Source organism: Pedococcus cremeus, assembly GCF_900111375.1.
GTDB lineage: Bacteria > Actinomycetota > Actinomycetes > Actinomycetales > Dermatophilaceae > Pedococcus_A > Pedococcus_A cremeus.
This window is the reverse complement of record NZ_FOHB01000008.1, coordinates 232,417-255,046: the sequence shown is the minus strand read 5'-3', so window position 1 is coordinate 255,046 and position 22,630 is coordinate 232,417. Positions and strand designations below refer to the sequence as shown.

Genomic DNA, 22,630 nt, shown 5'->3' with positions numbered 1-22,630 from the left:
GAGCGCGAGAGGGAGGCCAAGGCGGCCGTGCGGGCCCGCATGACGGGCAAGCAGAGGCGTGAACAGCTGATCGAGGTCGGCCGCAGGCTGTTCGCGGACAAGGGCTTCGAGGGCACCACCGTCGAGGAGATCGCCTCGACGGCGAACGTCTCCAAGCCTGTGGTCTACGAGCACTTCGGCGGCAAGGAGGGCCTGTATGCCGTCGTGGTGGACCGCGAGATCGCGGCCCTCCTCGAGGGGATCACCGGCGCCCTCGCGGCCGACCAGAGCAGTCGCACCACCCTGGAGCGAGCAGCCCTGGCCCTGCTCGACTACATCGAGAGCTCCAAGGACGGGTTCCGCATCCTGGTGCGTGACAGCCCCACCGGCCAGTCGACCGGCTCGTTCGCGAGCCTCATCTCGGACGTGGCCAGCCAGGTCGAGCACATCCTCGCCGCGGAGTTCAAGAGCCGGAAGCTCGACCCCAAGGCCGCTCCGCTGTATGCGCAGATGCTGGTCGGCATGGTGGCGCTCACCGGCCAGTGGTGGCTCGACTCGCCCAAGATGAAGAAGGCCGACGTGGCCGCCCACCTCGTCAACCTCGCGTGGAACGGCTTGGCCAACCTGGAGAAGAAGCCCACGCTGCGCTCCGGTCGCGCCTGACCCGAGGCGCCAGCGAGATCTGAATCACCGCCCGCCCCGCCCGCACCCGCCGCCCGCCGCGCCCGCAACGGGACGCGGCCACACGGCATACGGATCGGGCACCGGCACGTGAAGCGGCCCCGGGAGGATCTCCCGGGGCCGCTTCCGTGGCGGTTGGTGTTGTCAGGCGGTTGCGGGGTTGGCCTGCACCCGAGGCTGGCTGGCCGGCGACTCCTCGCGGACCCGAGCGGCGTGCCGCAGGCCCATGATGCTGAGGGCGAAGAGCAGGCCCGCTCCGACGAAGGCACCGATGGCGGCGAAGCCGGCGATGCGGCCGATGGTGTCGAACGCGTAGCCGTAGAGAAGGAGGCCGCGCAGGGTGTTGCCCATGAAGAGGGTCTGGCGCAGTTCGCCCATCTTGGCAACCTCAGCCTTGTCGGCGGCCGGGTCCTTGGCCATCTGCATGAACTCGCCACTGACCTGGGAGTAGGTCTTGCCACCGCTCTGGGCGTTCATGTGAGCCAGGATGTAGTGGTCGGCGTAAGCCTTGGCCTGCTGGCCGTTCTCGAGGGGCTGGCCGGCGTAGGGCGCGAGGTACTTCTCCTGGCCCTTGGGGAAGGCTGCCGCCACCGGCATCGTGATGTTCTGGGCTGAGAACTGCTGCTTGACGTTGTCGGCGACGAAGTTGCTGGCCCAGGTCAGCAGGCCGCCGGCGACGAGGAGGACGACCGCCACGATGAGGCCGGTCCAGGAAACGAGCTTGTCCATGGTCTTGCGCATTGCTCTGTCCTTCGCTCCGCCGGGATCCCCGGCTGTGGTTGAAACTGCGATCTCTTGATGCATATGCAGTTTCTCGGTCAGCGCGATGCCGGATTCAGGGCCGAACGTCCCGGCTGGGGCGGACCACGGTCCTCAGTTCCATGGGACGTTCAGCGAAGGGAGGATTCCTTCGGACGATCTCAGGGAGGCGAACGCCGTTGCTGCTCAGTCGTCTTCACGCTTGTGCGCCACCGCGAAGACGCGGCGGAAGGGCAGCAGGACCCCGAAGGGCCTGCGGGGGTATGCCGCGCGGAGACGGGCGTCGTACTCCGCGAGGAACGCCTCGCGCTCAGCGTCGTCGGTGAGGGCGTCGAGCACCGGCCGCAGGCCCGTGCCACGGACCCACTCCAGCACCGGGCTCTCCTGCAGCCCCTCCGGGTCGAGGATGTGCTGGTAGGTGGTCTCCCATGCGTCGACGTCGCAGCCGAGGGCACTGAGGTCCTCCACGTAGTCGGCCGGCTCCGCCACGCCCACCCGGGCGAGGCCGGGCCGGAGCCGGTCCGCCGCGGCGTGCTGCTCGGCCACGTCTCGCATGAGCTGGTGCGAGGGCGCGGCGAAGTTCGACGGCACCTGCATCGCGAACCAGCCGCCGGGCTCCAGCGCGGAGACCCAGGCAGGGAGGAGCTCGCGGTGACCGGGCACCCACTGCAGCGTCGCGTTGGTCACGACCACCGAAGGCCGGTCCCCCAGGGTGGCGATGTCCCAGGTGGCGAGGTCGGCCTGCACCCACTCCACCTGCCCGTCCGGGTCACCGGCACGGGCCGACTCCAACATCTGCGGCGAGGAGTCGACGCCGACGACCCGAGCCCCGGGCCAGCGCTCGACCAGCGTCATCGTCAGCGGACCGTTGCCACAGCCGAGGTCGACGACGAGGGCGGGATCCCCCGCCCCCACGCGCGACAGGAGGTCGCGGAACGGGCGACCACGATGGTCGGCGAAGCGGGCGTACTGCTCGGGGTCCCACCTGGTGCTCACAGCAGCTCCTCTCGCACTATCTTGACATCAAGATACTTGACGGCGAGTACGATGCCAACCATGAGCACGCCTCCCGACGACGTCGACCGGATCGTCGAGGCCTGGAAGCGCGAGCGCCCCGACCTCGACGTCGCGCCCCTGCACGTGCTCTCGCGCATCTCGCGCCTGGCCCGCCGGCTGGACCTCGACCGCGCCCAGGCGTTCGCCCGTCACTCCCTGGAGAGCTGGGAGTTCGACGTGCTGTCCGCGCTGCGGCGCGCCGGTGACCCGTACCGGCTCTCGCCGGGACAGCTCGTGCAGGAGACCCTGGTCACCAGCGGCACGATGACCAACCGGGTCGACCGCCTCGAGCGACGCGGCCTCGTCGAGCGCAGCCCCGACCCCCACGACCGGCGCGGGGTGATCGTCGAGCTCACCGAGAGCGGCAAACGGACGGTGGACGCCGCGATGGCGGACCTGCTCGAGCGGGAGCGCCAGCTGCTCGCCGAGCTGCCCGCGCGCCAGCGCACCGAGCTGGCCAACCTCCTGCGCAGGCTGCTCTCCCCCTTCGAGAGCTGACCACCGGCGCACCGAACAGCTTTGCCGCACAGACGAACACCGTCGCCCCCGGGCGAACCCGGAGGCGACGGGCCGTGCTGGGCACTCACTCCCTCTCAGGGGCGGGGCCGTGCGGCATCAGCGATCAGAGCAGGAACAAGTTCGCGATCTGAGCGCTGACGTTGCGGGACACGGAGCCCGGTCCACCGACGACCACGACGTCGGTGCCGCCGTCAGCGAACTTGAACAGGTAGTTCGCCACAACCTTCGGCAGTGACGCGTTGGCCGTCAGCAGGAGTGGACCGTCGTGGTTGGCGATCCAGGCACCAGCGGTGACACCGTCGGCGTAGGTCTCGCCGCTGGCGACGGCGATCTTCTCCACCGGGTGCTTGAACTTGTTGGCCAGCATGACAGCGGTGGCGTAGCGGTCGGCACCGGTGTTGGTGTCGGCGATGTCCTCGATCGACGACTTCGCAGCCTTCTCGGCAGCGCCACCCACGGTGTGGATCTCGATGCCGTTGGCGAACCACGGGATCGTCTTCCACTCCTTCTTGAGGAACTTGTAGGTGGAGGCGTTCATCTTCGTGCCGGCGGTCAGCAGGACGACACCGTCGTTGTCGGCGGCGGCCGCTCCCGCACCCATGGCGTCCGGGAACGCGAGGCCGGTGGCCAGGTAGACGTTGACGGTCTTCTTGAACGTCCAGCCCTCGGCGCGGTACCGCATGGCCAGGTCGTTGGCGACTCGCTTGGCGATGCCGACCGCGGTCTCGTAGCGGTCGATGCCACGCTGGCGGTCAACCGTGAGGCCCATGCCCTCGAGCTGCGCCCGAGCGGCTTCGGTGAAGACACCCGTGCCACCCAGCAGGATCACGTGGTGGAAGTGACGCTGGGCAATCGCGTCGAGAACTCGGCTGTCGATCGAGCTGCCCGGCTTCGACACCAGCAGCGGCGCGTCCTTGACGTCGGCCAGCGGAGCGGAGGCCAGGGCGTCGGCGAAGTTGTCGCTGCGGGCGATGATGACGGTGTCGCTCCAGTGCTTGGTGGTGGCGTTCATCAGCTTGATCGCCGTGGCAATGCGGTCCGTGCCGGCGACCCGGTACAGGTGCTTGTTGCCGTCGTTGGACGCAACGTGCGTCCAAGCGGAGTCGGCGTCGTCCTGGTAGGGCGTGGAGGGTGCTGCGAAGGCACTCATACCGACTGTGAGGCTTCCAGCGAGCGCCACCGCTGTAGCCAGAGTGGTGCGACGCACGGATGTACTCATGACTGAACTCCTGTCCTGACTTTCCCCAGCCCCCTGAGAACCCCGCGAGATCGCTGACGCCCCCTGCGTCATCCCCCTCTCGGCAACGGGGGCCGACTCCACGTAACCACCGCAGCCGTGTAGCACCATGGGCCCAAAGTCCCTTCTACAGAACGGGTTCCACACCCTTCGGACACTTGACACGGCAACGATCTCCGGCCCGGAGGAGACATGCGAACTGCCCCCGAGCCGAGGCCCGGGGGCAGTTCGCCGTGGTGATTCAGGACCAGTCTCCCCCCGAAGGGCGGGTCGGACCTGCCGCCGGCGTCAGAGCAGGAACAGGTTCGCGATCTGAGCGCTGACGTTGCGGGACACGGAGCCCGTGCCACCGACGACCACGACGTCGGTGTTCCCATCCGCGAACTTGAACAGGTAGTTGCTCACGACAGTGGGCAGCGACGCGTTCGCGGTCAGCAGGAGCGGACCGTCGTGGTTGGCGATCCAGGCACCCGCCACAACACCGTCAGCGTGGTTCTCACCGCTGGCGACTGCGATCTTCTTGATGGGGTGCGTGTACTTGCCGGCCAGGAGGACGGCGGTGGAGTAGCGGTCGGCACCGGTGTTGGTGTCGGCGATGTCCTCGATCGAGGACTTCGCAGCCTTCTCGGCCGCGCCACCCACGGTGTGGATCTCGATGCCGTTGGCCCACTCCGGAAGGGTCTTCCACTCCCTCTTGAGGAAGTTGTAGGTCGAGGCGTTCATCTTGGTGCCCGCGGTGAGGAGGACGACGCCGTCGTTGTCCGCAGCAGCCGGACCGGCGGCCAGCGCGTCGGGGAAGTCCAGACCGGTGGCCAGGTAGACGTTCACCGTCTTCTTCCAGGTGAAGCCCTCTGCCTGAGCGCGCATGGCGAGCTCATGGGCGGTCCGCTTGGCGATGCCCACTGCCGTCTCGTAGCGGTCGATGCCGCGCTGGCGCTCGACGCTGAGCCCCATGCCCTCGAGCTGGGCCCGAGCCGCCTCCGTGAACACGCCCGTGCCACCGAGGAGGATCACGTTGTCGAAGTGACGACGCGAGATGGCGTCAAGGACCCGGCTGTCGATCGAGCTGCCGGGCTTCGACACCAGCACCGGCGCGTCGAGCACGTCCGCGAGGGGCGCAGCCGCGAGGGCGTCGGGGAAGATGTCGCTGCGGGCGATGATGACCGAGTGGCCCCAACGCTTGGAGGTGGCGTTCATCAGCTTGATGGCCGTGACGACACGGTCCGTGCCGGCGACCCGGAAGAGGTTCTTGTTGCCGTCGTTCGTGGCGACCCAGGTCATCGGGTCCGGGTCGTCCTGGTTCGGGGACGACGGTGCCGCCGTCGCAGCAGCCGCACCGAATGCGAGGCCGACTGCGAGGGTTGCAGCGGCTGCCATTGAGCCGCGGCGGGTGTGCTTACCCATGGTTCCTGCTCCTGTCGTGGTCAGATTGCCTTTCAGTACCCCCCCTGGGCCCCCTGGTACTGGCGGAGGAGTGGGCAGGACGAGTGAAGCGCCGCGCCAGAAGCCGGAACACCGGCAGAAGGACGATCCCTTTTGCGTCGTTGCTCCTGTTTCCCGCCCAGAGCGTCCTACGACGTAGGTGTTAGTCACGGCGGGCCTAGCGGAGGCCCTCCGAGCCGTCAAGACGCAGATCTGCGCACAGCCAGGACCGGGAACGTCCTGAGTCCTTGGACCCATCCGGCATCGACCTCTCCCGTCCTACGTTTGGCGCACCAGGAAGAGCGGCCGAGGAGGGCTCATGGACAACAACCACGACGTCGTGACGGAGCTGCCCGAGCTCGACTGCTGGGAGCTCCTGCGCCAGGAGGAGTTCGGCCGCTTGGCTTTTCACCTCGTGAACGAGGTGCACATCGTGCCGATCAACTACGTCGTCCACCGAGGCCGGCTCGTCTTCCGCACCGCGGAGGGCAGCAAGCTGCTGGGAATCACGATGAACCAGGACGTCGCGTTCGAGATCGACCGCTACGACGACGAACGGGCAATGAGCGTAGTCGTGAGGGGCACGGCGCGTGAGCTGCAGGGTGAGGAGGCGGACGACGCCGAACATCTGCAGCTCCGTCCCTGGGTACCCACGGCCAAGTTCAGCATCGTCGAGATCAAGCCCGTCGAGGTGACCGGCCGGCTCTTCCGGTTGGACCTCCCGTGGAAGCACATGCGGCCCACCGGCTGACGACACCCGCCGTCGGCGTCGTGGCGGGTTGGGTCAGCCCACGACGTCGGCGGCGGCCAGCCACTGCATCTCGAGCGCCTCGCGCTCGTCGACGACCTCGCGCAGCTGGCCGTTCAGCTCCAGCACCTTGGCGTGGTCAGTGGCCGCCTCCACCATCGCGGAGTGCAGCCGCTCCTCGCGCTCGGCGAGCCGGGCGAGCTGCTTCTCCACGCGGGCCATCTCCTTGCGGGCATCCCTGAGCTCGGCAGGCGAGGGCCCTGCCGACGCCGAGGCGCTGGTCCCGACGGACCCGCCCGACGCCGCGGCCACCGCTGCTCGGCCGGTCTCCGCCGCCGTCGCCTCCTGGGCGTGCCGCAGCTCGAGGTACTGCTCGACGCCGCCTGGCAGGTCGCTCACCCTGCCATCACCCATGAGGGCGACCTGGCGGTCGCAGATCCGCTCGAGCAGGTAGCGGTCGTGCGACACGACGAGCAACGTGCCGGCCCAGCCGTCGAGCACGTCCTCGAGCGAGGTCAGGGTCTCGATGTCGAGGTCGTTGGTCGGCTCGTCGAGGAGCAGGACGTTCGGTTCCGACATCAGCAGCCGTGTCAGCTGGAGCCGCCGACGCTCGCCACCGGAGAGGTCGCTCACCCGCGTCTGCTGGCGGCCACCGGTGAAGCCGAGCCGCTGCGCGAGCTGGGAGGCGCTGATCTCCTTCTTGCCCAACCGGATGTACTTGCGCACGTCCTCGACCGCCTCGATGACGCGCCACGCGGCATACCGGTCTAGCTCGCGCACCTCCTGCGAGAGGTAGGCGAGCTGCACGGTCGCCCCGACCTTCCGCTTGCCGGAGCTGAGTGGCACCTCGCCGGCGATGGCGCGCAGCAGGGTCGACTTCCCGGAACCGTTGACGCCGACGATGCCGACCCGCTCCCCCGGCGCCAGGCGCCACGTGATCCGGTCGAGCAGGGTGCGCCCGCCGAGCTCGACGCTCGCGTCGAGCAGGTCGACGACGTCCTTGCCGAGCCGGGTGCTCGCGAACCGCAGCAGCTCGACGTCGTCGCGCGCCGGCGGCTCGTCGGCGATGAGCGAGTTGGCAGCATCGATGCGGAACTTCGGCTTGCTGGTGCGGGCCGGCGCGCCACGGCGCAGCCAGGCGAGCTCCTTGCGGAGCAGGTTGTCGCGGCGCTCCGCGGTCACCGCGGCCATCCGCTCGCGCTCCGCCTTGGCCAACACGTATGCCGCGTAGCCGCCCTCGTAGTCGTGGACCCCGCCGCCCGTGACCTCCCACGTCATGGTCGCCACCGCGTCGAGGAACCAGCGGTCGTGGGTGATCGCGACGAGCGCGTTGTCCGGACGGGCACGGTGGGTGACGAGGTGTTCGGCGAGCCACGCGACGCCCTCGACGTCGAGGTGGTTCGTGGGCTCGTCGAGCAGGAGGACGTCGGGACCCGCGACGAGCAGCCGGGCCAGCGCCAGCCGGCGTCGCTCACCGCCGGACATCGGCCCGACCACGGCCTCCAGCCCTCCGACCGCCTGGGCCTCCACCCCGCCGAGCAGGCCGGTCATGACGTCCCGAACCCGGGCGTCGCCGGCCCAGACGTGCTCGGGCAGGTCGCCCAGCACCGCCTGGCGCACCGTCGCCGACGGGTCGAGGTCGTCGGTCTGGGCGAGCATGCCGAGCTTCGCGTCACCCGCCCGCGTCACCCGGCCCGAGTCGATGGCCTGGAGGCCGGCGAGCACACGCATCAAGGTGGACTTGCCGCCACCGTTGCGCCCGACCACGCCGATGCGGGCCCCGCCGTTGACGCCGAGGGAGACGTCGTCGAGGACCTGGTTGGTGCCGAGGGCGAGCGAGGCACGCTCGACCGAGATGAGGTTCGCCATCAGGAGGGGCCCATCAGGAAGGTCGTGGTCCAGCGACGAGGTGCGCGCCGTGGGCGGGACCGGTCGCGCGCCGAACGTCCTGCACGGCTCCCGACGCGGTCAGCGAGACGGCGAGGTCGAGGGCGGCCTCGGTGTCCTCCACGAGGAAGGCGACCGTGGGACCGGAGCCGGAGACCACGCCGCCGAGCGCGCCGTACTCCATGCCGGCGTCGAGGATGTCGCCGAGCTCGGGCATGAGCCGGATGGAGGCGGGCTGCAGGTCGTTGGTCAGCGCACGCCCCAGTGCACGTGCGTCACCGGAGCGCAGGGCGGTCATCATCGCCGGGGTCGGCGTCGGCTCCGGCACCTCGCGTCCCTCTCGCAGCCGGTCGCACTCGGCGTAGACCGCCGGGGTCGACAGCCCGCCGTCGCTGAGGGCGAAGACCCAGTGGTAGGTGCCGCGGGCGAGCACCGGCGCGAGCACCTCACCGCGACCGGACCCCATCGCGGTGCCCCCGGCCAGCAGGAACGGGACGTCGCTGCCGAGGTCGGCCGCGATCTCCTCCAGCTCCTCGCGGGTCATGGCCAGGCCCCACAGGTGGTCACAGGCCACGAGGGCGGCTGCGGCGTCGGCGGATCCGCCGGCCATGCCACCCGAGACCGGGATGTCCTTGCGGATGCGGATGTGCACCGGCTCGTCGACGCCACCGGCCCGCGCCAGCAGCTGCGCGGCCCGGGCCGCGAGGTTGCTGCCGTCGGTGGGCACTCCCTCCGCGCGCGGTCCGCACACCTCCAGGCCCCACTCGTCGGCGAACGACACGGTGACCTCGTCGAAGAGGCTGACGGCGTGGTACACGGTCGAGAGGTTGTGGTAGCCGTCCTCCCGCACGGGGCCGACCAGCAGCTCGAGGTTGACCTTCGCCGGCACGCGTACCGTCGCCGACGAGGACGGCACGGTCGCAGACGTCATGCGCACACCCTAGGCCAGCCGGGCCGCCGCTATCGAAGCGAAGGCGTCGATGCCGAGCTGCTCACCCCGCGTCCGGGGATCGACACCCGCTGCGCGCAGCACCTCCTCGGCCCGGACGGCGGAGCCGGCCCAGCCGGCCAGCGCGGCCCGAAGAGTCTTGCGGCGCTGGGCGAACGCCGCGTCGATGCACGCGAACACGTCCGCGCGCGGCGCCGTCGTGGCCGGCGGCTCGCGGCGCGTCATCGCGACGAGCCCGGAGTCGACGTTGGGCACGGGCCAGAACACGCTGCGGGAGACGGTGCCCGCCAGCCGCACGTCGGCATACCAGGCGGCCTTGACGCTCGGGACGCCGTAGGCCTTCGAACCGGGCCCCGCCGCGAGCCGCTCGGCCACCTCGAGCTGCACCATGACCATCACCCGCTCGAGCGTCGGAAACGCCTCGAGGAAGCTCAGCACGACCGGCACGGAGACGTTGTAGGGCAGGTTGGCCACCAGCGCCGTCGGCTGCGGGCCGGGCAGCGAGCGCACCGTCAGGGCGTCGGCGTGCACGAGGGTGAGCCGATCGGCGTACTCCGGTGCCAGGCGCTCGACCGTGCCCGGCAGCGCCTGCGCCAGAGCGGGATCCACCTCGACCGCGGTCACGTGTCCCGCCTCCGGCAGCAGGGCGAGGGTCAGCGAGCCCAGGCCCGGTCCGATCTCGACCACGCTGTCGGCCTGGCTGACGCCGGCCAGGCGCACGATCCGCTTGACGGTGTTGGCGTCGACGACGAAGTTCTGGCCCCACTGCTTGGTGGGCCGCAGGCCGAGTCCGGCGGCGAGCTCACGGATCTGGGCCGCCCCCAGGTAGCCGCTGCTCTGCTGCTCGGTCATGGAGGCGAGCCTAGGGGACGCGCGCAGCGCACCCGACCGGGGCAGCGCCGCGGATGGCGAGGACGCCAGGACACAGCAGCGCCCCGGACCACGAGGGTCCGGGGCGCTGCTGTCGGTGAGAGCGCGTCAGGCGGCGTGCGCACAGCCCCAGGGGCTGAGGCCACGCTCGGCGTAGACGCGGTTGGCAACCGTGATCTGCTCGGCGCGCGAGGCGAGGTCCGGGCGGGAGGCGAAGTCGCCACCACCGGCACCGAGCCAGGTGCGCAGGTCGAACTGCAGGCCGCCGTAGTAGCCGTTGCCGGTGTTGATCGACCAATTGCCGGTCGACTCGCACTGGGCGATGCGGTCCCACATGTCGGCGCGGGCCAGGTTGATGGCGCCGCCGGAGCCGCTGCTCGAACCGCCGCTGGTGGGCGCCGGGGCCGGCTTGGCCTTGGTGCCGATGGCGATGACGCGGGCGACCGGCTGCTCGGTCACGACCGACTTCAGGGCCTTCTTGGTCTCGGTCTTGCCGTCGACCGTCACGAGGCGGTAGGTCACCACGCGGGTGCCCTCCTGGCCTGCCTTGAGGGTCTTGGTCTGGCCCTTGTAGAGCGTGGAGGCGCTCTTGCGGACGGTGCCGAAGCCGATGGCCTGGGTGGCGTTGACGTTCTTGGTGCTCACGCGCTGCACGGCGATCTTCAGGCCGTCGCGGATGGGCGCGGCCAGGCCCGGGCTGACCCGGTCGTCGCCGTCGACCTTGACGCGCAGCTCGTTCAGCGCGTCCTTGACGGTCGTGCCGGTGGAGGCGGTCGCCAGGTTCTTGCCGTCGACCCGCACCGACACCGACTTCGGCGTCGACACGGTGAGTGCCAGGCCCTGACGACCGAGGGTCTGCGAGCGGGACGCGGACAGCTTGGCCGAGTCGGCGCGGATGCCGAGCTCCTGCAGGGCCGAGGCCACCGTGGTGGCGGTGGTCCAGTACTCGCGGGTCTTGCCATCGACGGTCACGGTCAGCTTGCGGCCGTAGCGGACGACGATCTTCTGGCCGTCCTGGACGGGGCTGTTCAGCGACGGCACGACGACGTCGTGCTCACCGACGCGGATGTCCTGCTTGGCGAGGACGTCCTTGACGGTGCCGCCGAAGGCGTGCACCGAGGAGGTGTTGCCGTCGACGGAGAGGTTGACGGACTTGTCGAAGTGGGAGACGCCCACGGCGCCGACGGCGAGGGTCGTCACCACGGCGCCTTGTGCGACGCGCCTGATAGAACGAGAGATCACGATGCTCCAGTGGTCGAACTTCCCGGGCATCGGTACAGGGCGGTCACGCGGGGGGACAGCGCACGCCCTGCGAGTGATACAGGGGCACCGTCAAACGTCTGGAAGGGGATGCCGCCCGGCCGTCCTTGGCCGTTCCAGCACCCCTGGTGCGTGCCGCCGGGGGACATACGAACCCGGCCAACAGTCACCCACCATGAACGGGATTCGGCCAGAGGTCAAATTTTGGTAACGGCAGAGTCAATAGCCTGCGGGAACTACAGGCGTGCCATTAATGGACCGGGACGCCGTGGCCCGGGCCGGTCCCGATGGGTCACCAGGGTCCGTAGACCCGCTCCGAGTTGGCACTCAGGGCCTCGCACAGGATGGGCACCGCGACGCCCATGACGCCGGCCATGACCCTCACCGTCAGGGGCACCAGGTAGGGCGCGTTCGTCGCACCGCGCCAGGGCGCCGGCGTGAGGTACGGCGCGTCCGTCTCGACCAGCACCTGCTCGAGCGGGGTGACCGCCAGCGCGTCGCGCAGCGACCGTGCGTTCTTGAACGTCACGGTGCCCGCGAAGGACAGGAAGTAGCCGCGCTCGACGCACTGGCGGGCGATGCCGACGTCACCGCTGAAGCAGTGCATCACCGTGCGCTCAGGGGCCCCTTCCTCGGCCAGGATGCGCAGCACGTCGTCGTGCGCGTCGCGGTCGTGGATCTGCAGCGCCTTGCCCAGCCGCTTGGCGACGTCGATGTGCCAGCGGAACGAGTCCTGTTGCACCCCAACGCCATCCGGACCCGTGCGGAAGTAGTCGAGGCCCGTCTCGCCGATGACGCGGATGCGCGGGTGGGCGGCCAGCTCCTCGATCTCCCGGTATGCCGCGTCGAGGCTCCCGGCCTCGGCGAGACGAGGTGCCTCGTTGGGGTGCAGGGCCACCCCGCCGAGAACCTCCGGGTGCTTGTCGACGACCTCGGCCGTGAAGCGCGCGCCCGGCAGGTCGCAGCCGATCTGCACGAGCCGGTCGACCCCGACCGCCGCCGCCTTCGCGACGGTGTCGGCGACGTCGGCCGGCTCCTCGCCGTCGCGAGCGATGTCGAGGTGGGTGTGGTTGTCGACCACGGGGATGGGCAGGGGGTCGGGCGCCGTCGGCACCCGTCCGTGGCCCGACCGGCCACCCGGCCGGGGACCCGCCTCAGGCGTCGCCATCGGCCTCGTCTTCGGCGTCGCCCTGCAGGCGCTTCAGCTCCTCCTCGACGACGGACTCGTCGAGCTTCTGGAACACCGGTGTGGGCTTGCTCACAGGGGCCCCCACGCGCACGGGACGGGACTCCCACGCCGGGGTCGCGGAGTACTCCCCGGTGATGACGGGGTAGGGGTGGCCGTCGTCGAGGTCGGTGACCTCGTCGACCCGCGGCATGGGCATGAACTCACCCTCCCCACCGAACGTCGCGTGCACCGCGTTGGAGGAGTGCGGCAGGAACGGGCTGAGGATCGTGTTGAGGTCGACCACGGCCTGCGCCGTGACGTGCAGGATGGTGCCGAGCCGCTCGCGCTCGTCCTCGCCCTTGAGCTTGAACGGCGCCTGGTCGGTGACGTACTTGTTGACCTCACCCACGACGCGCATCGCCTCGCTGATCGCCTGGCGCAGGCGGTGCCGCTCGATGAGACCGCCAACGGTCTCGAAGCCCTCACGCACCTTCGCGAGCAGCGCCTCGTCGTCGGCGGTCAGCTCCGCCGCCGGGGGGATCTCACCGAAGCTCTTGGCGATCATCGAGGCGGTGCGGTTGACCAGGTTGCCCCAGCCGGCGACCAGCTCGCTGTTGGTGCGCGTGACGAACTCGCGCCACGAGAAGTCGGCGTCCTGGTTCTCCGGGCCGGCCGCGCACAGGAAGTAGCGGAGTGCGTCCGGCTGGTAGCGGCTGAGCACGTCACGCACGTAGATGACGTGGCCCCGGGAGGAGGAGAACTGCTTGCTCTCCATGGTGAGGTACTCGCTCGAGACGACCTCGGTCGGCAGGTTCAGCACCCCGTACCCACCGGGCTCTCCCCCGTGAGCCCCCTTACCGGCATACCCGAGCAGCTCGGCCGGCCAGATCTGGGAGTGGAAGGTGATGTTGTCCTTGCCCATGAAGTAGTGCGACACGGCCTCGGGGTCGTTCCACCACTCGCGCCAGCGCTCGGCGTCGCCGACCCGGCGCGCCCACTCGATGGACGCCGAGAGGTAGCCGACGACGGCGTCGAACCACACGTAGAGACGCTTGGTCGGCTGGTCGCGCCAGCCGTCGAGCGGCACCGGGATGCCCCAGTCGATGTCACGGGTCATGGCCCGCGGCTTGATGTCGTCGAGGATGTTGAGCGAGAACTTGATGACGTTGGGCCGCCACGTGCCGGACGCCTCGCGCTCCTCGAGCCACTCGCGCAGCGAGTCGGCGAGCGCCGGCAGGTCGAGGAAGAAGTGCTGGGTCTCGATGAACTCCGGCGTCTCGCCGTTGATCTTCGAGCGCGGGTCGATGAGCTCGGTGGGGTCGAGCTGGTTGCCGCAGTTGTCGCACTGGTCGCCGCGGGCCTCGGGGTAGCCGCAGATCGGGCAGGTGCCCTCGATGTAGCGGTCGGGCAGCGTGCGGCCGGTCGACGGCGAGACCGCACCCTTGGTGGTGCGCTCGATCATGTAGCCGTTCTTCCAGACCTGGGTGAACAGCTCCTGGGCCACGGCGTAGTGGTTCGCCGTCGTGGTGCGGGTGAACAGGTCGTAGGAGCAGCCGAGGTCGGCGAGCTCCTGGGCGATCACCCGGTTGTTCTTGTCGGCCAGGTCTCGGGCGGTGGTCCCCTCCTTGTCGGCCTGCACCAGGATCGGGGTGCCGTGCTCGTCGGTGCCGCTGACCATGAGCACGTCGTGGCCCGCCATGCGCATGTACCGGCTGAACACGTCGGAGGGGACGGCGAACCCGGCCACGTGGCCGAGGTGCCGCGGCCCGTTGGCGTACGGCCAGGCGACAGCGGAGAGGACCTTCATGGGACGCAATCCTAGGGGTGACCGGCAAACCGTCTCCGGGCGCGTGGCGCCGGTCCGGTGGGGTGGCCCAGCAGCCCGCGGGGAGGCCACGATGGAGGCCATGGAGCGGATCAGCCCCCGGCTCGTCAGCTGGGCGTCCGTCGTCGACGCCCAGGCGCTGGAGCAGGCGCGTCGCACCGCCGAGCTGCCGTTCGTCCACCCCCACGTCGCGCTCATGGCCGATGCCCATCCCGGGCTCGGTGCCACCGTGGGGTCGGTCATCCCGACCGAGAGGGCGATCATTCCGGCAGCCGTCGGCGTCGACATCGGCTGCGGCATGATCGCCGTGCTGACCCAGTTCCACGCCGACGACCTCGTGGGCAGGCCGCTCCCACGGCTGCGGGGCGCGATCGAGCGGGCCATCCCGCTCTCCGCCGGTGTGGCCAACCGGCGGGTGGTGGAGACGGCGCAGCCGCGGGTCGCGCTGCTGGAGAAGGAGGCCGAGGCGATCGGGCTCGACCCGCACCGCTACTCCGACCGCTGGCGCGAGCAGCTCGGCTCGCTCGGCTCGGGCAACCACTTCATCGAGGTCAGCCTCGACGAGCAGGACCGGGTCTGGGCCTTCCTGCACTCCGGCTCGCGCGGGGTCGGCAACAAGATCGCCCAGCACCACATCGACATCGCCCGGCGCGTCATGAAGCGCGACCACGTCGACCTGCCCGACCGCGACCTCGCCTACCTGACCGAGGGCACCGCCGAGTTCGACGCCTACCTGCAGGACCTGCACTGGGCCCAGCACTACGCCCTGCTCAACCGCGAGGAGATGATGGACCGCGTCATCCGCCAGCTCGGCGAGTTCCTGCGGGAGCCGGTGGTGGAGGCCGAGCGGGTCAACTGCCACCACAACTTCACCCAGCGCGAGACCCACGGCGGCCGGTCGGTCTGGGTCTCCCGCAAGGGCGCCATCGAGGCGCGTGCGGGACAGCTCGGGCTCATCCCCGGCTCGATGGGCACGCGCTCCTACGTCGTCGAAGGGCTCGGCAACGAGCTCTCGCTGAACTCGGCGCCGCACGGCGCCGGCCGCAGGTTCTCCCGGCACGCGGCCCGGCGGCGGTTCACCCGGCAGCAGCTGCGCGAGGCGATGGAGGGCATCGAGTACCGCGACACCGACGCGTTCCTCGACGAGCACCCGCAGGCCTACAAGGACATCGACGAGGTGATGGCCGACTCGGCCGACCTGGTGCGGGTCCGGCACACGCTGCGCCAGGTGGTCAACGTGAAGGGCGACTGAGGTCGCCCCGACCCGAGCAAGGCACTCACGGCCGTCGTCCGAACGGCTGTTTTACGCCGGTTGCTCCCGGTTCACCGCGTCGGGCCGGGTACCGTCCGACCGATGCGCGGCGGAGGGCTGCGCCTGCTCGGAGGACCGCCATGCGCCGACCCGCCCTGACCGCCCTTGCGCTCGTCGCCCTGCTGGCGCCCGCAGCCGTGGCCGACGCAGCGACGTGGTCGCCCGGCTACAGCCGGTTCGCGGGAGCCGACCGCTACGCGACGGCCGTGGAGGCCTCCAAGCTCCCGAACTACGACGGGGTGGTCTTCGTGGCCTCCGGGACGAACTTCCCCGACGCCCTCGCCGCCGGACCGGCCGCCGCTGCGACGCACGGCCCTGTCCTGCTGGTGCCCCACACCGGGACCCTGCCCACCGTGGTGTCTCAACGGCTCAAGGAGCTCGCCCCTGACGTGATCGTGGTCATGGGCGGCACGGGGGCCATCGACTCCGGGGTGGAGCGGCAGCTCCGGGCGTATGCGCCACTGGTCGACCGTGTCGACGGCGCCAACCGCTACGACACCGCGGCCCAGGCGGCGGACTTCACCGTCGAGGTGAACGACGCAGGTGAGCCGACGTACCCGTTCACCGTCGCGCTCGCCAGCGGCAGCACCTTCGCCGACGCCCTCGCGGGTGGGGCGGGCGCCGCCTGGCAGAAGGCGCCGCTGCTCCTCACCTCCCCCACGAGGCTGCCCGCCGAGACGGCTTCGGTCCTGACGGAGTTCCAGCCCCGCTACCTGAAGATCCTCGGCGGCACCGCGGCGGTCTCCGCGGAGGTCGAGCAGCAGGTCCGCGCGTTGCTGCCGAACACCGAGGTGAAGCGGCTGGCCGGCAAGGACCGGTACACCACGGCGGTGGCGATCTCCAGGGAGATGGTGCTCAACGGAACGCCGGGCAACGCCGTCGGCATCGTGCTGGTCAACGGCAGCAACTTCCCCGACGCACTCGCGGCCGCGCCCCTCGCGGCCCAGCACGGCGCGCCAATCCTGCTCTCCCAGCGCGAGTGCGCACCGAAGGCGACCGTCGCGGAGGTGCAGCTGCAACGGCCGGACACCCTCTGGGCGGTCGGCGGCACCGGCGTGCTCTCCGACGCCGCCCTGCACCTCAAGGCCTGCGCGTCCTGAGCCCTCCTGCGATCATCGGGGCAGCACTGGCCAGAGGAGGTCGTCGATGATCGCTGCACTGACCGGGATGGGGCTGTCCGCCGCGGCGGGCCTCAACGCCTACATCCCGTTTCTCATCGTGGCCCTCGTGGCGAGGTTCACCGACGTGCTCACCCTGCCGGCGACCTACGCGTGGGTCGAGAGCTGGTGGGCCATCGGCATCGGTGCTGTGCTCCTGCTCAGCGAGGTGGTGCTCGACAAGATCCCCGCCGTCGACTCGGTCAACGACGCGGTGCAGACGTTCATCCGCCCGGCGATGGGTGGCCTCGTCTTCGCGGCCACCTCGGCCGCCGAGCAGGTCGACAGCTCGGCGTGGATGGCGGACCACCCGTGGGTCGGCATCGCGCTCGGCGTGCTGGTGTCCGGGCTGGTGCACACCGGGAAGGTCGCCGCCCGGCCGGTGGTCAACCTGGGCACGGCCGGCCTCGGCGCCCCCGTGGTGTCGACGGCGGAGGACGGCGCGTCGGTCGGGCTCAGCCTCGCCGCCCTGTTCGCCCCCGTCCTGTGCCTGGTCGCGCTGGTGCTGCTCGCGTGGGTGCTCATCGCGGGCGCCCTGAAGGTGCGGCGCTGGCGCCGGCGCCGCGGCCGCCTCCCGGCGTGAGCGGCATACGCTGGCACCCATGAGCTCGAGGGAGGCCGCCACCGCCGACGAGGCGGGGGCCGTGGGCACCGTCGGCACGGAGCGGCTGACCCGCCGGCAGCTGCTGACCGAGACGTGGCTCGTGCTCGGGGTCAGCCTGGGGGCCTCGGCGATCTGGTCGGCGCTCAGCCTCGTGCGCAAGCTCACCGCCCGGGTCGCCCTCAACCAGCAGACCACCGCCATGAACTCGTCGGTGACCCCCGACCGGCCCTGGCTCGACCTCACCTACCAGCTCGTCGGCATCGTGCTGGCCCTCGTGCCGGTGTTCCTCGCCCTGCACCTGCTCCGCCGCTCACGGCCGGAAGCCCACCACGAGATCGGCGCCGACCTGCGTCGCCCCGGGCAGGACCTCCTGCGCGGGGTGCTGCTGGCCGCCGCGGTCGGCATCCCGGGGCTGGCGCTCTACGCGGGCGCCCGGGCGCTGGGCCTCAACACCAACGTCGCCGCCGCCAACCTCGCCGCCCAGTGGTGGACCGTGCCGGTGCTCGTGCTCGCCGCCGCCCAGAACGCGGTGCTCGAGGAGGTCGTCATGGTCGGCTACCTCTTCACGCGCTGGCGGCAGGCCGGCTGGTCGGTGCCGCTGGTCATCGGGCTGTCGGCGCTCATCCGCGGCAGCTACCACCTCTACCAGGGCTTCGGCGGCTTCGTCGGCAACATCGCCATGGGCCTGCTGTTCGGCTGGGTCTACACGCGCACCAGACGCGTCGGGCCGCTGGTCGTCGCGCACACCCTGCTCGACGTGGTCGCCTTCGTCGGCTACGCGCTGCTGCGCGACCACCTCTCCTGGCTCTAGGCCTGTCGCGCCGCCAAAGCCGCGTCGTAGAGCGCCTTCTTCGACAGGCCGGTCTGCGCGGCCACGTCGGCACACACGTCCTTGAGGCGCTCGCCTGCGGCGACCCTCTCCTGTATGCCGGGCAGCACCTCCTCCACGGACGTCGCCCGGGCGGTGGCCCCGCCGACCACGACGGTGATCTCGCCCCTGACGCCCTCGGCCGCCCAGTCCGCGAGCTCGGCGAGGCCGCCGCGGCGCACCTCCTCGTAGGTCTTGGTCAGCTCACGGCACACCGCGGCCGGGCGCTGCGGGCCGAAGGCGTCGGCCATGGCGCGGAGTGCCGCCTCGATGCGGTGCGGCGCCTCGAAGAAGACCATCGTGCGGCGCTCGTCGGCCAGCGTCGCCAGCGTGCGCGACCGCTCACCGCCCTTGCGCGGCAGGAACCCCTCGAAGCAGAACCGGTCGACCGGGAGCCCCGACACCGCGAGCGCCATGAGCACCGCGCTCGGGCCCGGCACACAGGTGACGACGACGTCGGCCTCGACCGCGGCGGTGACCAGGCGGTAGCCCGGGTCCGACACCGACGGCATACCCGCGTCGGTCACCACGACGACGCGCTCCCCCGCCCGAAGGCGGTCGACCAGCTCGGGGGTGCGGCTCGCCTCGTTGTGCTCGTGGTAGCTCAGCACGGCCCCGCGGGGCGTGACGCCGAGGTCGGCGCACAGCCGCTTGAGGCGGCGGGTGTCCTCGGCGGCCACGACGTCGGCGGTCGCGAGCTCCTGCCCCAGACGGGGCGCCGCGTCGCGGGGGTCGCCGATCGGAGTTGCGGCGAGAACGAGGACACCGGTGCTGGCGGTCACCGGCTGATCCTCTCAGGCCACCCGGCCCCTCTACGATGGCGGCCATGACGCGCACCGAGCAGCTGCGATCCCGCCTGCTCGGCTTCCGGCCCACCGACCGGTTCTGGGGCTGGTTCGGCCCACTGGTCGTCGCGCTGGTCGGTGGGGTGATGCGGTTCTGGGCGCTGGACCGTCCGCATCAGCTGGTCTTCGACGAGACCTACTACGTCAAGCAGGGCGTCTCGCTGCTGCGCTACGGCGTGGAGATGCGGGTGCCCGACAGCCTCAAGAAGCCCGACGAGCTGTTCACGCACGGCACCCCTGACGTCTTCGGCAGCGAGGGCGACCTGGTGGTCCACCCACCGGTGGGCAAGTGGGTCATCGGCGTGGGCGAGTGGCTCTTCGGGCAGACGTCGTCGTGGGGCTGGCGCTTCTCGGTGGCACTGCTCGGCACGCTGTCGATCCTCATGATCGGCCGCGCCGCGCGACGCATGTTCGGCTCCACGCTGCTGGGCACCGTCGCAGCCTTCCTGCTCGCGTTCGAGGGCCACCATTTCGTGCACTCGCGCACCGGGCTGCTCGACATCATCGTCATGTTCTTCGCGCTGGCAGGGTTCTGCGCGCTGCTCATCGACCGCGACCGCTCGCGCGCGATGCTCGCCGAGCGGGTCGCGGCCCGGGCCCCCACCGGTGACTCCTCACGGCTCGGCTGGGGCCCCTGGCTCGGCCTGCGCCCCTGGCGCTGGGTAGCGGGGCTCAGCCTCGGCCTGGCGGCCGGCACGAAGTGGTCGGGCCTGTTCTTCCTCATCGCCTTCGGGGTGATGACGGTGTGGTGGGACATCGGCGCCCGACGGGCCGTCGGGGTGCGCCACTGGTTCCGGGCTGCCGTTGTCAAGGACGGGCTGTTCGCGGCGCTGGCGATGGTGGGCACCGCCGTCGCCACCTACCTCGTGTCATGGGCGGGGTGGTTCCGTTCCACGGCCGGCTACGACCGGCAGTGGGCGACGCAGCACCCCGACTGGGGCTGGAGCTGGGTGCCGGCACCGCTGCGGTCGCTGTGGAAGTACCACCAGGAGGTCTACGCCTTCCACGTCGGGCTGACCTCGGACCACCCGTACAAGACCAACCCGTGGTCGTGGCTGGTGCAGGGGCGGCCGACCTCGTTCTTCTACGAGGGGCCCAAGCGCGGGCAGGACGGCTGCACGGTCGAGCAGTGCTCCAAGGCGATCACCTCGATCGGCACCGTCTCGATCTGGTGGCTGGGCACCATCGCGGTGTTCGTCCTCCTCTACTACTGGCTGGTGCGGCGCGACTGGCGCGCCGGCGCGGTGGTCGCCGGCCTCATCGGCGGCTACCTGCCCTGGTTCAACTACCAGCACCGCACCATCTACTCGTTCTACGAGATCGCCTTCGAGCCGTGGGTGGTGCTGGGGGTGGTGTTCGTGCTGGGGCTGTGGCTCGGGCCGCGGACCGCGTCGCTGCGACGACGGCAGTGGGGACTGGCTGCCGTTGGCGGCTTCTGCCTGCTGACCCTGGCCCTGTTCGCCTTCTTCTGGCCCATCTACACCGCCCAGGTCATCCCCCAGCCCGACTGGTCGAACCGGATGTGGTTCCCCAGCTGGATCTGAGCTGGACCGGCGTCTGACTGGCCGCTCGGGGCGCACCGGTCCAGAGTGAGGACATGCCCAGCGCGGGTTCGACGAAGGACCGGGCGGACTACCCGGGCGGGGGCCCCTGGGTGCCCGAACGCCTCTCGCTGTCGGCCATCCGCACCAGCGCCCAGGCGTGCGAGGGCTGCGACCTCTTCCGCGACGCGACCCAGGCCGTGGTCGGGGACGGCCCGCGGGACGCCCGGCTCATGGTCATCGGCGAGCAGCCCGGCGACAAGGAGGACCTCGCCGGCGAGCCGTTCGTCGGACCCGCTGGGCGGCTGCTCGACCGGGCGCTCGAGGACGCCGGCATCGCGGCCACCACGGTCTTTCGCACCAACGCGGTCAAGCACTTCCGGTTCTCGGGCACGCGCGGCAAGCAGCGCATCCACCAGTCCCCGAGCCGGTGGCAGGTCACCGCCTGTGGGCCGTGGCTGCTCGCCGAGCTCGAGGTCGTGAGGCCGCAGGTGGTCGTGGTGCTGGGGGCGACCGCAGGGCAGGCGGTGTTCGGCCCCTCGTTCCGCGTCGGCGCCGCGCGGGGCAGGTCGATGGGCTGGGAGGAGACGAAGCTCGAGCTCGCGCACCCGCCGAAGACGGTCGTCGCCACCACGCACCCATCGGCGGTGCTGCGGTCCCGGCAGCGCGACGAGGACTACGCCGCTTTCGTGGCCGACCTGAAGGTGGCCTCGGCAGCCGTCGGCTGAGTCAGTGGGCCTGGCCCCCCTCGACACGACTGCACACCGTCCGCGGGCAGCTCGACCGTCAGACCTCGTGCTGGCTAGTACTTTTGGTTGAGTTTTGGGTGCGCCCTCATGCCGGCCCCGGAGCCGACGAAGGGGGTGAAACCGGCACACATGCGCCCACATCGACAGGCACCTCTGACCCCTTTTGTGCCCGGATGCCTCCCCTTGCCTCGCTTTACAGTTTCCAGAACCGCCATACCTTCCACTGACGGTCTCTTTACCTTCTCTTGACCTTTCCAGTGGCGCTGGGCACTGTTCGACGCCAGAGGTACGAAATCCGTCGACTAGCAGGGGTTCCCATGACCAAGCACGTTTCTGCCGTTCCCCACCCGAGCGGCCTGTGGGCCGAGGCCGGCCTGGCGAAGACCCGTGCGGCCATCGCGGCGGGCGCGCTGGGACTCGCCATGATGGTCTTCCCCACCGTCTCGGCCTTTGCCGGCCCTGCAGGAAAGGACCTGGTCTGCCACTACGGGGGCGGCGTCTACCAGGTGCAGAAGGTGGGTGACCCGGCGACAGACGGCGGACACGGCAACCACCCCCGCGACTTCTTCCCCAACGACGGGGAGAGCGACGCGGACTTCACTGCTCGTTGCCAGGCCGAGAACCCGAGCCCGAGCACCACCACGACGACCACCTCCACGACGACGACCACTGCTCCGTCGGAGACCACCACCACGACCGCGCCGTCCGAGACCTCGACGACCACCGCGCCGTCCGAGACCTCGACGACCACCGCTCCGTCGGAGACCAGCACCACGACCGCACCGTCCGAGACCTCGACCACCACCGCACCGTCGGAGACCACCACCACGACCGCGCCGTCGGAGACCACCACCACGACCGCGCCGTCCGAGACCACCACCACGACCGCGCCGTCCGAGACCACCACCACGACCGCGCCGTCCGAGACCTCGACGACCAGCGCGCCGGGCGAGACCACCACGACGACCTCGGCTCCCGTGGAGACGACCACCACGACGACCTCGGCTCCCGTGGAGACGACCACCACGACGACCTCAGCCCCTGTCGAGACGACCACCACCTCGGCCCCGGTGGAGACGACCACCACCAGCGCACCGGTCGAGACCACCACCACGTCGGCTCCCGTCGAGACCACGACGACCAGCGCACCCGTCAAGACCACGACCTCGGCTCCGGTCAAGACCACGACCACGG

General features: G+C 70.7%; 21 protein-coding genes. 9 read left to right on the top strand and 12 right to left on the bottom strand.

The window, feature by feature from the left end:
- Nucleotides 1-39: 39 nt before the first annotated feature.
- Nucleotides 40-642: a TetR/AcrR family transcriptional regulator gene (locus tag BMW78_RS16355; RefSeq protein WP_177180447.1), complete on the top strand. Its 603-nt coding sequence runs from the start codon at nucleotides 40-42 to the stop codon at nucleotides 640-642.
- A gap of 162 nt (nucleotides 643-804) precedes the next feature.
- Here the strand turns inward: BMW78_RS16355 and BMW78_RS16350 are convergent, their stop codons facing one another.
- Nucleotides 805-1,401: a hypothetical protein gene (locus tag BMW78_RS16350; protein ID WP_091761891.1), complete on the bottom strand. Its 597-nt coding sequence runs from the start codon at nucleotides 1,399-1,401 to the stop codon at nucleotides 805-807.
- 204 nt (nucleotides 1,402-1,605) lie between these two features.
- Nucleotides 1,606-2,415 carry a methyltransferase domain-containing protein gene (locus BMW78_RS16345; RefSeq protein ID WP_091761889.1) on the bottom strand — a complete coding sequence of 270 codons (810 nt, stop codon included), beginning with the start codon at nucleotides 2,413-2,415 and terminating at the stop codon, nucleotides 1,606-1,608.
- A gap of 60 nt (nucleotides 2,416-2,475) precedes the next feature.
- Here BMW78_RS16345 and BMW78_RS16340 point away from each other — a divergent pair, with 60 nt between their 5' ends.
- Entirely contained in the window at nucleotides 2,476-2,973 is a 498-nt protein-coding gene (locus BMW78_RS16340; protein WP_177180442.1) for a MarR family winged helix-turn-helix transcriptional regulator, read from the top strand.
- Between the two features lie 124 nt (nucleotides 2,974-3,097).
- Here the strand turns inward: BMW78_RS16340 and BMW78_RS16335 are convergent, their stop codons facing one another.
- Entirely contained in the window at nucleotides 3,098-4,144 is a 1,047-nt protein-coding gene (locus tag BMW78_RS16335; protein ID WP_177180441.1) for a cell wall-binding repeat-containing protein, read from the bottom strand.
- Between the two features lie 375 nt (nucleotides 4,145-4,519).
- Nucleotides 4,520-5,635 (bottom strand): cell wall-binding repeat-containing protein, encoded by a 1,116-nt coding sequence (locus tag BMW78_RS16330; RefSeq protein WP_177180440.1) that lies wholly within the window; start codon nucleotides 5,633-5,635, stop codon nucleotides 4,520-4,522.
- Nucleotides 5,636-5,972: 337 nt separating this feature from the next.
- Here BMW78_RS16330 and BMW78_RS16325 point away from each other — a divergent pair, with 337 nt between their 5' ends.
- The gene (locus BMW78_RS16325; RefSeq protein WP_091761881.1) at nucleotides 5,973-6,404 is read left to right on the top strand and encodes a pyridoxamine 5'-phosphate oxidase family protein; all 432 of its coding nucleotides are present in this window, start codon (nucleotides 5,973-5,975) and stop codon (nucleotides 6,402-6,404) included.
- A 33-nt stretch (nucleotides 6,405-6,437) separates the two neighbouring features.
- Here the strand turns inward: BMW78_RS16325 and BMW78_RS16320 are convergent, their stop codons facing one another.
- The 6 genes from BMW78_RS16320 to metG form a co-directional block, all read right to left on the bottom strand.
- Nucleotides 6,438-8,270, bottom strand: a complete 1,833-nt coding sequence (locus tag BMW78_RS16320; protein ID WP_143056306.1) for an ABC-F family ATP-binding cassette domain-containing protein — start codon at nucleotides 8,268-8,270, stop codon at nucleotides 6,438-6,440.
- A gap of 13 nt (nucleotides 8,271-8,283) precedes the next feature.
- Entirely contained in the window at nucleotides 8,284-9,219 is a 936-nt protein-coding gene (locus BMW78_RS16315; protein ID WP_091761878.1) for a 4-(cytidine 5'-diphospho)-2-C-methyl-D-erythritol kinase, read from the bottom strand.
- A gap of 9 nt (nucleotides 9,220-9,228) precedes the next feature.
- Nucleotides 9,229-10,089: a 16S rRNA (adenine(1518)-N(6)/adenine(1519)-N(6))-dimethyltransferase RsmA gene (rsmA, locus tag BMW78_RS16310; RefSeq protein ID WP_091761876.1), complete on the bottom strand. Its 861-nt coding sequence runs from the start codon at nucleotides 10,087-10,089 to the stop codon at nucleotides 9,229-9,231.
- A gap of 126 nt (nucleotides 10,090-10,215) precedes the next feature.
- Nucleotides 10,216-11,307 (bottom strand): resuscitation-promoting factor, encoded by a 1,092-nt coding sequence (locus tag BMW78_RS16305; RefSeq protein WP_425439065.1) that lies wholly within the window; start codon nucleotides 11,305-11,307, stop codon nucleotides 10,216-10,218.
- Between the two features lie 352 nt (nucleotides 11,308-11,659).
- Nucleotides 11,660-12,535, bottom strand: a complete 876-nt coding sequence (locus tag BMW78_RS16300) for a TatD family hydrolase (RefSeq protein WP_091761872.1) — start codon at nucleotides 12,533-12,535, stop codon at nucleotides 11,660-11,662.
- Nucleotides 12,522-14,342 carry a methionine--tRNA ligase gene (gene metG / locus BMW78_RS16295; protein ID WP_091761870.1) on the bottom strand — a complete coding sequence of 607 codons (1,821 nt, stop codon included), beginning with the start codon at nucleotides 14,340-14,342 and terminating at the stop codon, nucleotides 12,522-12,524. The genes BMW78_RS16300 and metG overlap by 14 nt, the downstream gene beginning before the upstream one ends.
- Before the next feature lie 100 nt (nucleotides 14,343-14,442).
- Here metG and BMW78_RS16290 point away from each other — a divergent pair, with 100 nt between their 5' ends.
- The 4 genes from BMW78_RS16290 to BMW78_RS16275 all read left to right on the top strand — a co-directional run bounded on the left by BMW78_RS16290 (nucleotide 14,443) and on the right by BMW78_RS16275 (nucleotide 18,244).
- A complete protein-coding gene (locus BMW78_RS16290) occupies nucleotides 14,443-15,612 on the top strand; it encodes an RtcB family protein (RefSeq protein WP_091761988.1) in 1,170 nt (389 codons plus the stop codon).
- 140 nt (nucleotides 15,613-15,752) lie between these two features.
- A complete protein-coding gene (locus BMW78_RS16285) occupies nucleotides 15,753-16,772 on the top strand; it encodes a cell wall-binding repeat-containing protein (RefSeq protein WP_091761869.1) in 1,020 nt (339 codons plus the stop codon).
- 46 nt (nucleotides 16,773-16,818) lie between these two features.
- Nucleotides 16,819-17,412 (top strand): DUF4126 domain-containing protein, encoded by a 594-nt coding sequence (locus BMW78_RS16280; protein WP_091761867.1) that lies wholly within the window; start codon nucleotides 16,819-16,821, stop codon nucleotides 17,410-17,412.
- Nucleotides 17,413-17,431: 19 nt separating this feature from the next.
- On the top strand, nucleotides 17,432-18,244 hold the full coding sequence (locus BMW78_RS16275; protein ID WP_091761865.1) for a CPBP family intramembrane glutamic endopeptidase: 813 nt from the start codon (nucleotides 17,432-17,434) through the stop codon (nucleotides 18,242-18,244).
- Here the strand turns inward: BMW78_RS16275 and rsmI are convergent.
- Nucleotides 18,241-19,083 carry a 16S rRNA (cytidine(1402)-2'-O)-methyltransferase gene (gene rsmI, locus BMW78_RS16270; RefSeq protein WP_091761863.1) on the bottom strand — a complete coding sequence of 281 codons (843 nt, stop codon included), beginning with the start codon at nucleotides 19,081-19,083 and terminating at the stop codon, nucleotides 18,241-18,243. The genes BMW78_RS16275 and rsmI overlap by 4 nt on opposite strands.
- A gap of 44 nt (nucleotides 19,084-19,127) precedes the next feature.
- On the opposite strand from rsmI, the gene BMW78_RS16265 reads away from it, so the two are divergent.
- Nucleotides 19,128-20,690 (top strand): dolichyl-phosphate-mannose--protein mannosyltransferase, encoded by a 1,563-nt coding sequence (locus BMW78_RS16265; protein ID WP_091761986.1) that lies wholly within the window; start codon nucleotides 19,128-19,130, stop codon nucleotides 20,688-20,690.
- A gap of 53 nt (nucleotides 20,691-20,743) precedes the next feature.
- The gene (locus BMW78_RS16260; RefSeq protein WP_091761862.1) at nucleotides 20,744-21,415 is read left to right on the top strand and encodes a UdgX family uracil-DNA binding protein; all 672 of its coding nucleotides are present in this window, start codon (nucleotides 20,744-20,746) and stop codon (nucleotides 21,413-21,415) included.
- Nucleotides 21,416-21,935: 520 nt separating this feature from the next.
- Here BMW78_RS16260 and BMW78_RS20890 read toward each other — a convergent pair.
- Nucleotides 21,936-22,592 carry a hypothetical protein gene (locus BMW78_RS20890; protein WP_218144387.1) on the bottom strand — a complete coding sequence of 219 codons (657 nt, stop codon included), beginning with the start codon at nucleotides 22,590-22,592 and terminating at the stop codon, nucleotides 21,936-21,938.
- Nucleotides 22,593-22,630: the final 38 nt, after the last annotated feature.

Excerpts from the sequence above, each read along its gene's own strand:
- BMW78_RS16355 (WP_177180447.1), top strand. The coding sequence starts at position 40 with ATGACGGGCAAGCAGAGGCGTGAACAGCTGATCGAGGTCGGCCGCAGG.
- BMW78_RS16320 (WP_143056306.1), bottom strand. The coding sequence starts at position 8,270 with ATGGCGAACCTCATCTCGGTCGAGCGTGCCTCGCTCGCCCTCGGCACC.
- BMW78_RS16330 (WP_177180440.1), bottom strand. The coding sequence starts at position 5,635 with ATGGGTAAGCACACCCGCCGCGGCTCAATGGCAGCCGCTGCAACCCTC.
- BMW78_RS16300 (WP_091761872.1), bottom strand. The coding sequence starts at position 12,535 with ATGGCGACGCCTGAGGCGGGTCCCCGGCCGGGTGGCCGGTCGGGCCAC.
- BMW78_RS16280 (WP_091761867.1), top strand. The coding sequence starts at position 16,819 with ATGATCGCTGCACTGACCGGGATGGGGCTGTCCGCCGCGGCGGGCCTC.
- BMW78_RS16350 (WP_091761891.1), bottom strand. The coding sequence starts at position 1,401 with ATGCGCAAGACCATGGACAAGCTCGTTTCCTGGACCGGCCTCATCGTG.
- rsmA (WP_091761876.1), bottom strand. The coding sequence starts at position 10,089 with ATGACCGAGCAGCAGAGCAGCGGCTACCTGGGGGCGGCCCAGATCCGT.
- BMW78_RS16290 (WP_091761988.1), top strand. The coding sequence starts at position 14,443 with ATGGAGCGGATCAGCCCCCGGCTCGTCAGCTGGGCGTCCGTCGTCGAC.
- BMW78_RS16260 (WP_091761862.1), top strand. The coding sequence starts at position 20,744 with ATGCCCAGCGCGGGTTCGACGAAGGACCGGGCGGACTACCCGGGCGGG.
- BMW78_RS16265 (WP_091761986.1), top strand. The coding sequence starts at position 19,128 with ATGACGCGCACCGAGCAGCTGCGATCCCGCCTGCTCGGCTTCCGGCCC.
- metG (WP_091761870.1), bottom strand. The coding sequence starts at position 14,342 with ATGAAGGTCCTCTCCGCTGTCGCCTGGCCGTACGCCAACGGGCCGCGG.
- BMW78_RS16275 (WP_091761865.1), top strand. The coding sequence starts at position 17,432 with ATGAGCTCGAGGGAGGCCGCCACCGCCGACGAGGCGGGGGCCGTGGGC.
- BMW78_RS16340 (WP_177180442.1), top strand. The coding sequence starts at position 2,476 with ATGAGCACGCCTCCCGACGACGTCGACCGGATCGTCGAGGCCTGGAAG.
- BMW78_RS16315 (WP_091761878.1), bottom strand. The coding sequence starts at position 9,219 with ATGACGTCTGCGACCGTGCCGTCCTCGTCGGCGACGGTACGCGTGCCG.
- BMW78_RS16285 (WP_091761869.1), top strand. The coding sequence starts at position 15,753 with ATGCGCCGACCCGCCCTGACCGCCCTTGCGCTCGTCGCCCTGCTGGCG.
- BMW78_RS16325 (WP_091761881.1), top strand. The coding sequence starts at position 5,973 with ATGGACAACAACCACGACGTCGTGACGGAGCTGCCCGAGCTCGACTGC.
- BMW78_RS16335 (WP_177180441.1), bottom strand. The coding sequence starts at position 4,144 with ATGAGTGCCTTCGCAGCACCCTCCACGCCCTACCAGGACGACGCCGAC.